This window comes from Sulfurihydrogenibium yellowstonense SS-5, from assembly GCF_000173615.1.
GTDB lineage: Bacteria > Aquificota > Aquificia > Aquificales > Hydrogenothermaceae > Sulfurihydrogenibium > Sulfurihydrogenibium yellowstonense.
On the sequence record NZ_ABZS01000056.1, the window covers coordinates 1 to 8,896 of the forward strand.

An 8,896-nucleotide genomic window follows, 5' to 3' on the forward strand; every position below is an offset into this window, starting at 1 on the left:
TAAAAAATACATCAATACTTAGAAGGTTACATCTGAACCGTGTGGGTTAGAAAGCATTATCAATTAGAATTTTTGGATTTTCTATATTGTGTTACATCTGAACCGTGTGGGTTAGAAAGTCGCCAAGTATGTTTATGTTAATTCAGGCATTGCGTGTTACATCTGAACCGTGTGGGTTAGAAAGTGACATCCTCCTCTCATCTTCTTAAATTCCTACATTTGTTACATCTGAACCGTGTGGGTTAGAAAGAAAAAGACTATCAGATATATCAGAAAAATCTACAATAGTTACATCTGAACCGTGTGGGTTAGAAAGCTCGATCATGATTTTATTTACCATGTTTCATCTCCTTGTTACATCTGAACCGTGTGGGTTAGAAAGTCATTTTTTCTGTGTCAGAATAAATATATTCTATCTCGTTACATCTGAACCGTGTGGGTTAGAAAGCAGGCTTGACAGAAGATGAAAAACAAGCATGGATTAGTTACATCTGAACCGTGTGGGTTAGAAAGAGTAATACAGGAGATTATACTCTTGCCCCTGAAAATGTTACATCTGAACCGTGTGGGTTAGAAAGTACAACTCAGACTTTTTTGACTTATTAAAAACAGACTGTTACATCTGAACCGTGTGGGTTAGAAAGGTGAGTTTCAGGCACAGGGTTAAGATTAAGCAAGCCTGTTACATCTGAACCGTGTGGGTTAGAAAGGTAATAAAGCGGAGCCGAAGCTTGTGTAGAAGTTAAGTTACATCTGAACCGTGTGGGTTAGAAAGGTCGCATATGCTAAAAGATTCTGTTTAGCTGTCTCAGTTACATCTGAACCGTGTGGGTTAGAAAGTCTTCAATATCAACTTCAACAAGCAACTTGTAAGCTGTTACATCTGAACCGTGTGGGTTAGAAAGTTTGCTTTAAAGCTAATTCTATAAACAAAATCTCCGGTTACATCTGAACCGTGTGGGTTAGAAAGAGAGCATGGGCATGAGGTTGGAGCTGAGACAACAGAGTTACATCTGAACCGTGTGGGTTAGAAAGATAGCATTGTCAGTGAGATAAACTTCGCTAATTTCGGTTACATCTGAACCGTGTGGGTTAGAAAGTTCTTTATATGTACCGTTACATCCATTGAACTGTCGTAGTTACATCTGAACCGTGTGGGTTAGAAAGTAGAAATAGCATTGCAATGCCAAAAGTAGCAAAAAGGTTACATCTGAACCGTGTGGGTTAGAAAGCCTTTTCAACGTAGAGATTGTTGATTAGGAGTCCGTAGTTACATCTGAACCGTGTGGGTTAGAAAGTAGAGAAACAATTTTAAAATTTGGAAAGATAGAAATGTTACATCTGAACCGTGTGGGTTAGAAAGTTTAATTTTGAAACAAAAATTGATGCTGTGATTAATGTTACATCTGAACCGTGTGGGTTAGAAAGTTTTGGGGTCTTTTGGCTTTTTCTATCAATTTTTGAGTTACATCTGAACCGTGTGGGTTAGAAAGAAATTATACGATGCTATTTTAAGAATGGAACCTAAAGTTACATCTGAACCGTGTGGGTTAGAAAGTCTCTTACTTCATAAGCTGCAACATCCTCAAATTTTAGTTACATCTGAACCGTGTGGGTTAGAAAGAATATTCTCTATAATCTTCTTCTCTGTCAAAAACAAGTTACATCTGAACCGTGTGGGTTAGAAAGTCTGGAAACCTAACGCAGTCATTGCAACAAATTCAAAGTTACATCTGAACCGTGTGGGTTATAAAGGAGTTTTTTAAGTAATAAAGATTAGAATAATACGGAACGTTACATCTGAACCGTGTGGGTTATAAAGAAAATATCTGTAGATACTGACAACTTATATATTGGCGTTACATCTGAACCGTGTGGGTTATAAAGATTTTTTTTATGCAAAAATCATGCCATTTTTTTCTTTCTTGTTACATCTGAACCGTGTGGGTTATAAAGTCAGGATCTATTAGTGTTTTTAATAATTACAGTTTTGTTACATCTGAACCGTGTGGGTTATAAAGTATATAATTGTAATCACTACTTAACTCCTATAAATGGGTTACATCTGAACCGTGTGGGTTATAAAGCTGTTTCTTTGAGAACATCTAAATCAAATTCCGGTAGTTACATCTGAACCGTGTGGGTTATAAAGCTGGAATAACATCATGGTAATTTGGATATCTATTTTCGTTACATCTGAACCGTGTGGGTTATAAAGAGTGATACAAATAAACTAACTCACGGATATCACAGATGTTACATCTGAACCGTGTGGGTTAGAAAGACTGTTGCAAAATTGCAATTTTTGCAAAAATGCAACAGGTTACATCTGAACCGTGTGGGTTAGAAAGAATGCCAACGAAATTAATCCATCTTGTTTTTTCATTCATTACTTGAAAAATAAAGCTTTTTCTAATATCTTATTTGTATGGAAGAAATCATAAGCTTTAAAGTAGAAGAAGAGTTTTCAAATAAGAGATTAGACCAATTTTTAGCCTTAGTCTATCCTGAGTATTCAAGGTCTTTTTATCAAAATCTTATAGAAAACGGATTTGTATTGTTAGATAACAGTCCTGTTAAAAAACCATCAACAAAAGTAAAAACCGGGCAAGAGTTTACAATCATCATACCGCCGCCCGAGCCTTTAGAAATTGAGCCTGAAAATATTCCGCTTGAAATCTGCTATGAAGACGAAGATTTAGCAGTAGTCTATAAACCACCCGGAATGGTAGTCCATCCATCGGTTGGTCATACATCTGGAACATTGGTAAATGCTTTACTTTATCATTTTAAAAATGTATCACAGTATCAAGGAAAAGAAAGGGCAGGGATTGTTCATAGGTTAGATAAAGATACCGCCGGACTTTTGATTGTAGCAAAAACAGAATTTGCACATAAAGAGCTTCAAAAAATGTTTCAAGATAGAGAAATAGACAAAAAGTACAAAGCTATCGTTTCTGGAATAGTAAAAAAAGACCATGGCTTGATAGACTTACCTATCGGAAGGTCTATTTACAACAGGCAAAAAATGGGAACGGTATCAACAAATCTTAAAGATGCACTAACAGAATACTGGGTAGAAAAACGCTTTGAAAAGCACAATCTAACGCTTGTTGATATAAAGCTTCACACAGGAAGAACGCATCAAATAAGAGTTCATTTTTCAGCCATCGGACATCCATTATTTAACGATTTTGTTTATGGATTTAAAAAATCAAACTTATCATCAGAGCTTGCGAAAAACTTATCAGATAAACTGAACTATCATGCACTTGTAGCATATAAACTAACATTTAGACATCCAAGAACAAGCCAAATACTAAACGTAGAGCTTAAGAGCTTACCAAAAGAAATAGAAGAAATATTACAGGAGTTAAGCAAGTGAAAAAGAATTCATCTCTAATCAAAATTATGTATCTTCTAATACTCTTTTTCTTTTCCAATTCCTACGCACAAATAGATGAAGTAGTAAAGATTTATAAATCAGATTTTGAGCAGATAGATTTAGATAACTCGTATGATTTAATCAAGAAAAATCAAAGCTTTGCAATCTCAAGCTATACAGCCTTAAAAATAGCTTCTTTTTTATCCTATCAACAAGATTATAAAACAGCCTTTAAATTCATTCGGCTCGCAGACATAGACGCATTCTTAGAAGAGGATAAGCCTTTTTATCTTTATATTTATGGAACTATTTTAAAAAATCTGCAAGATTCAAAATACTTAGACATATTTAAACAGCTTGCACAAAACTATTGCCATAGCTACTATGGTTATAAAACATACTTAGAAATCTATCCATATCTATCAGAGAAAGAAAAATATAGCGCCTTAGAAACATGCTTGAAAAATAGACATTATGAAAAAGTTAAAAATCTACTTTTTACTCTAAAAGATGAAAACGCAGTAAATTACTATCTCTTAAATATTTCTCAAAATAAAGAGTTTTACTTTAATCAAATATCAAAAGATTCAGAATTTTATCTTAAAGCATTAAGTAAAATGAGCCATCTAAATCCTATATACGAACAAGAGTATTTAAGTGCTTTACTTTTAAAGGATGATGTTAAAACGTTTTTAAACTTTCTAAAAAACAAAGCTTTAAAAGCTTTTTATAAAGGAGATTATAACAGTTTTCAAAAATACTATGAAATGTTTTACAGCTTTAACGATAAAGAAGACAGCGATTTAGAATGGCTAAAATTTCTATACTATTACAAGTCCAAAGATTTAGACCTTGCAAAAACTAAGCTTTTAAGCTATGGAAAATTCTCAAATGACCCGTTTCAAATAGAGTATTGGAATAAGCTAATAGAAAGCAAAAATATAAACGAGATAGATATTAAAGATAGCTATAAAGTCTCTGAAATTACGCCATATTTAAGTTTAATCGTGTACAAAACAAGTAAAAGTATAACTATAAAAAAAGAAAGTCCTTGCCCTAACAAATATGGAGAGGTCGCAGAGATTTTAAATAAACTAAAAAGCATTGATTATAAATTAGCTTGGGCAGAAGGTGTTTATCAAGTTAAAAAAGGAAAATGTGGAGAAGTTTATTCAGCATTGCCGGAAGCCGGGGTTAGATGTTTTAGTCAGCTTCATGAATGTAGCTATGTAAAACCGTTTGGAAGTGTTGAGCCAAAGGAATTTGAAAATATCATTTATGCAATCATGAAGCAAGAAAGCTTTTTTAATCCTTATGCCATATCTTGGTCTAATGCTGTTGGCTTGACTCAGTTTATCCCAAAAACAGGTTATTATGCAGCAAAGCAGATAGGATTAAACGATTTTGACATGGTAGACTTATACAAGCCTGATAATGCTATACTTTTTGCAAAATGGTATTTACAAAAACTTTTAAATATGTTTAGCGGAAATTTAGTATACGTTTTTGCATCTTATAATTCAGGAGAAGGTGCTGTTAAAAGATTTTTAGATAAAAACAATATAAAAGATGAAGCCGAGTTTATAGAGTTCTATCCGTACCAAGAAACAAGAGACTATGTTAAAAAAGTGTTAAGGAATTATGCTATTTATAAATACAAGGAGTGAGAAATTGAGAATGCTTGCAAAAACCAACATCGTCATTCTGCAGCCGGCGAAAAATCTTAACCTTAAAGATGTCATTCTGAGCGAAGCGAAGAATCTCCTTTTTCTTCAATTTTAAAAGAGGAGATCCTTCGGACTTACGTCCTCAGGATGACAGAGAAAGTGAAAGTATGCTAACGATTACCTTATTTGTCATTTCTGAGCGTCAGCGAAGAATCTCATTTTTTCTCTTTAAATCAAAAAAGAGATCCTTCTGACATAAGTCCGCATGATGACGGAGAAAGGTTGAAATGGTGTCATTCTGTAGCCGGCGAAGAATCTCATACTTCTATTGAATTTCTCGCCCAAAAACATTATTATTTATAGATACAAGGAGTGAGAAAATGTTTACAGGATTAATAGAAGAAGTTGGGAAAATATCGGCTATAAATAAGAAGGATGACGGATTAAAAATAAAAGTAGAGTGTAATAAAATTTTAGATGATATAAAGCTTGGTGATAGCGTGGCTGTTAATGGAGTCTGCTTGACAGTTGTAAACATTGATAAAAACTCCTTAGACTTTGAAGTATCTAATGAAACTATAAAAAGAAGTAATTTTAAGTTTTTGAAAATCAATGAGTATGTTAATTTAGAAAGAGCCATGACACCATCAAGCAGGCTCGGGGGGCATATAGTACAGGGACATGTTGATACAACCGGAGAAATAACTTCAATAACAAATCTTGGAAAGCATACAAACATAAAAATCAGATTTCCTTCTGAGTATGATTATCTTGTAATAGAAAAAGGGTCTATTGCGATAGATGGGATAAGCTTAACCATTAACTACATAAACGAAAATGTCATTGATTTAAACATCATACCTCACACCTGGGAAAATACAAACCTAAAATACAGAAAGGTTGGCGATATCGTAAACATTGAATTTGATATTCTCGGCAAATATGTAGCAAAAATGTTAAATTTAGGTAAACAAAAAGAGGATAAACTTAAAAATCTACTTGAAAACTGGTAAATTAAACCAAAACAAAATCCTCTCCAAGAAAAACTCTTTTAACTTCTTGGTTTTCTACGATTTCTTGAGGAGTTCCTTCTGCTATTACTCTCCCGTGGGCAATTATGTAGGCTCTGTCTGTTATCTTTAATGTTTCTCTAACATTATGGTCAGTGATGATTATTCCTATGTTTCTTGATTTTAAAGATAGGATTAGCTGGTTAATATCTTTCACAGAAACAGGGTCTACACCTGCAAATGGCTCATCTAAGAGTAAAAAAGATGGATTTATTATCAAGCTTCTTGCTATTTCAAGCCTTCTTCTTTCGCCACCTGAAAGGGTCGAAGCTTTTTGATGTTTAAGATGGTCTATATTAAACTCTTTTAAAAGCTCCTGTGCTTTTGATGTCATCTCAGAAACAGTCAAATTTTGAAACTCTAAAAACATCATAAGATTATCCCAAACGGTCAAGTCTCTAAATATAGAAGATTCTTGCGGCAGAAAGCTTATTCCTTTTTTTGCCCTTTCCCAAACAGGAAGGTCTGTAATATCTTCACCGTTTAGTAAGACACTTCCCTTTTCTGGCTTTAAAAAACCAAGTAAACACTTAAAAGTAGTTGTCTTACCGGCACCGTTTGGACCAAGCAGTCCCACTATTTCCCTTTCTTCTGCATACAAAGACACACCATTTACTACTGTTCTATTTTTAAAGCTTTTTTCTATATTTTTTAGCTCAAGCCTACTTTTTTCCATTTTAACTCCTTACAAAGTTAAGAATAAACTCTTTTGAAGTCTCGTTTACATCTTGATAGTATATTTTTTGTGCCACTTCTAAGTTGTAAAGATTACTTAAAAGCTTAACCATCTCTTCCTTAGACAGATTTTTTAAAATATTTGAAATGTTTGCCTTTTGTAATGGATGGTTTATCCCTGATTTATCCAAAGCTTCTTCTAAACTGTTGCCGGCTTCTATTAAAATCTTTGTTTGTAAAGCTTTTTCCAACTGAGATAAGATTAAGCTTTGAATTTCAAAAGGATGAACGCCGTTATCAAGCAGATTGATAAAAATCTTTAAAGCAGAAATATCTTTTTTGAAAAATTTGTCTAAAAAATTAAATACATTCTCTTCAAAAACAGGAGTAACTACAGCATCTATATCTTCTTTTGTTATCTCTTTCTTATCTCCAACGTACAATAAAAGTTTTTCTACTTCATTTTTAGCTATTGTCAAATCGTTGTTTAAAAGACTTGCAAGGTATTTTAAATTTTCATCTGAAATGGCTTTTCCTTCCTTTGCTAATTTGTTTTTTAAAGAAGTTAAAAATCCCTGAAAAGTTAATTTTTTAGAAATTACAACATCAACATTATCAAGTTTCAGCATAGCTTTATAAGGCTCTTTATCCAACTTTTCTAAATTTACAACCAAAATCAACCTATCCGGCAGTTTTATATTTTTAATGTCTTCTATGATTTGTTTTAACTCGTCTTTTTTGAGGTTATCTGTAAAGGCTTCAAAATCTCTAACCACTATTGCCTTTGAAGATGAGAATAAATCTTTTGAAAAAAGATGATTTCTAAAAGATGCATAATCCAGCTCATCTCCCCAGTAAACTTTTACAGGCAAAACTGATTTAAACTTCTCAACTACAAGAGTCTTTGTTAGATATTCATCTCCGTAGATAATTAAAACCGGCTTTAACTGACTTAAATTAAATTCTTTTAAAAGCTGGCTTGCTTTTATCTCACTCATTTTTTGTAAGCACCGCTTGAGTTCTTATCTTAATCAATTCTCCAATCTCTTCAAAAGCGTAAATTTTTTCAATATCAGACCTTAAGCCGGCACCTACATACTGAGTATTTTCTTTAATCATCCGGTCTATAGCAACATTTCCATGCCTATCTTCTACTTTAAGCCTTAAATCAATGCTGACTTTATAAACGTTAGCCCTTTGAGCCGCAGAATATCCAAGTGGTATAAAGTTAAGACTTGCAACATCTGCATACACAAAATATTTAGTATTATCGCTACATTCTAATTTGTTTCCGGATTGTAAAATTCCATCGCTTATACTTTTGGTCAAAACATCTCTTAAAGTTGGTTCCGGATAGTTTACGTTTACTGCTTTTAAACAGTAGATTTCAGGATTTTTATTTTTTATTGCTGTATATTCTTTAATAGAGCATCCGTTTACGAGCATATAAATAAAAACTAAACTCAGCAGTAATATACCTTTGATAGGAAGTTTAAAGGAAATTCTTGACTTACCTTTCACTCTTTTGCCTCTCTCAACTGTCTAACTTTTTCTTCTAATTTTGACTTTACAAATGGTGTAACCATTGAGCTAACATCTCCATTATGAAATGCAACGTCCTTTACGATGGTAGAGCTTATATGAATCAGTTCTTGAGATGGCATCATAAAAAATGTTTCTACTTTGTCAAGTTTGTAGTTTGTCATTGCTATTTGAAGCTCATACTCAAAATCTGTAAAAAGTCTTACTCCTCGTACAATGATTTTAGTGTTATACTTTTTCATAAAATCTACCAAAAGCCCGGAAAATCCTTCTACAATCACCCTGCCTTTATGCTTTGAGACAGCATCTTCAAACATTTCTATTCTTTCTTTCAAAGTAAAAAGTGGTTTTTTCTTTGGATTTTCAGCTAAAGCAACTACAACAGTATCAAAAATATTTAATGCTCTATCTACTATATCTAAATGCCCAAAATGAACAGGGTCGAACGTTCCAGGGTAAACACATATTTTGGCTGTCATTGCTTTCTCCAAAGACTAATAACCGTATCTCCATATTTTCTTGATTCTACATAAAATTCCGGTTCAATACTGCTTAGG

Annotated in this window: 7 protein-coding genes and 1 CRISPR repeat array; of the genes, 3 read left to right on the top strand and 4 right to left on the bottom strand. The window is 33.1% G+C overall.

From position 1 onward, the window contains the following. Nucleotides 1-25: 25 nt before the first annotated feature. Nucleotides 26-2,351: direct repeats of the CRISPR family, unit length 29 nt; unit sequence GTTACATCTGAACCGTGTGGGTTAGAAAG. Nucleotides 2,352-2,428: 77 nt separating this feature from the next. From SULYE_RS03405 to SULYE_RS03415, 3 genes are all read left to right on the top strand, one after another. Next, on the top strand, nucleotides 2,429-3,385 hold the full coding sequence (locus tag SULYE_RS03405; protein ID WP_007546523.1) for an RluA family pseudouridine synthase: 957 nt from the start codon (nucleotides 2,429-2,431) through the stop codon (nucleotides 3,383-3,385). Continuing rightward, nucleotides 3,382-5,052, top strand: a complete 1,671-nt coding sequence (locus SULYE_RS03410; RefSeq protein ID WP_007546524.1) for a lytic transglycosylase domain-containing protein — start codon at nucleotides 3,382-3,384, stop codon at nucleotides 5,050-5,052. The genes SULYE_RS03405 and SULYE_RS03410 overlap by 4 nt, the downstream gene beginning before the upstream one ends. 380 nt (nucleotides 5,053-5,432) lie before the next feature. Next, nucleotides 5,433-6,065, top strand: coding sequence for a riboflavin synthase (locus SULYE_RS03415; RefSeq protein ID WP_007546525.1), 633 nt, complete (start codon nucleotides 5,433-5,435; stop codon nucleotides 6,063-6,065). Between the two features lies 1 nt (nucleotide 6,066). Here SULYE_RS03415 and lptB read toward each other — a convergent pair whose 3' ends face one another. The 4 genes from lptB to coaD are packed head-to-tail and all read right to left on the bottom strand — an operon-like array spanning nucleotide 6,067 to nucleotide 8,818. Further along, on the bottom strand, nucleotides 6,067-6,798 hold the full coding sequence (gene lptB / locus SULYE_RS03420) for an LPS export ABC transporter ATP-binding protein (RefSeq protein WP_007546526.1): 732 nt from the start codon (nucleotides 6,796-6,798) through the stop codon (nucleotides 6,067-6,069). Nucleotide 6,799: 1 nt separating this feature from the next. Next, nucleotides 6,800-7,795 (bottom strand): DNA polymerase III subunit delta, encoded by a 996-nt coding sequence (gene holA, locus SULYE_RS03425; protein ID WP_007546527.1) that lies wholly within the window; start codon nucleotides 7,793-7,795, stop codon nucleotides 6,800-6,802. Further along, entirely contained in the window at nucleotides 7,788-8,318 is a 531-nt protein-coding gene (locus SULYE_RS03430) for a hypothetical protein (protein WP_007546529.1), read from the bottom strand. Before SULYE_RS03430 ends, holA begins: the two co-directional genes overlap by 8 nt. Then, nucleotides 8,315-8,818 carry a pantetheine-phosphate adenylyltransferase gene (gene coaD / locus SULYE_RS03435; RefSeq protein WP_007546530.1) on the bottom strand — a complete coding sequence of 168 codons (504 nt, stop codon included), beginning with the start codon at nucleotides 8,816-8,818 and terminating at the stop codon, nucleotides 8,315-8,317. Before coaD ends, SULYE_RS03430 begins: the two co-directional genes overlap by 4 nt. Nucleotides 8,819-8,896: the final 78 nt, after the last annotated feature.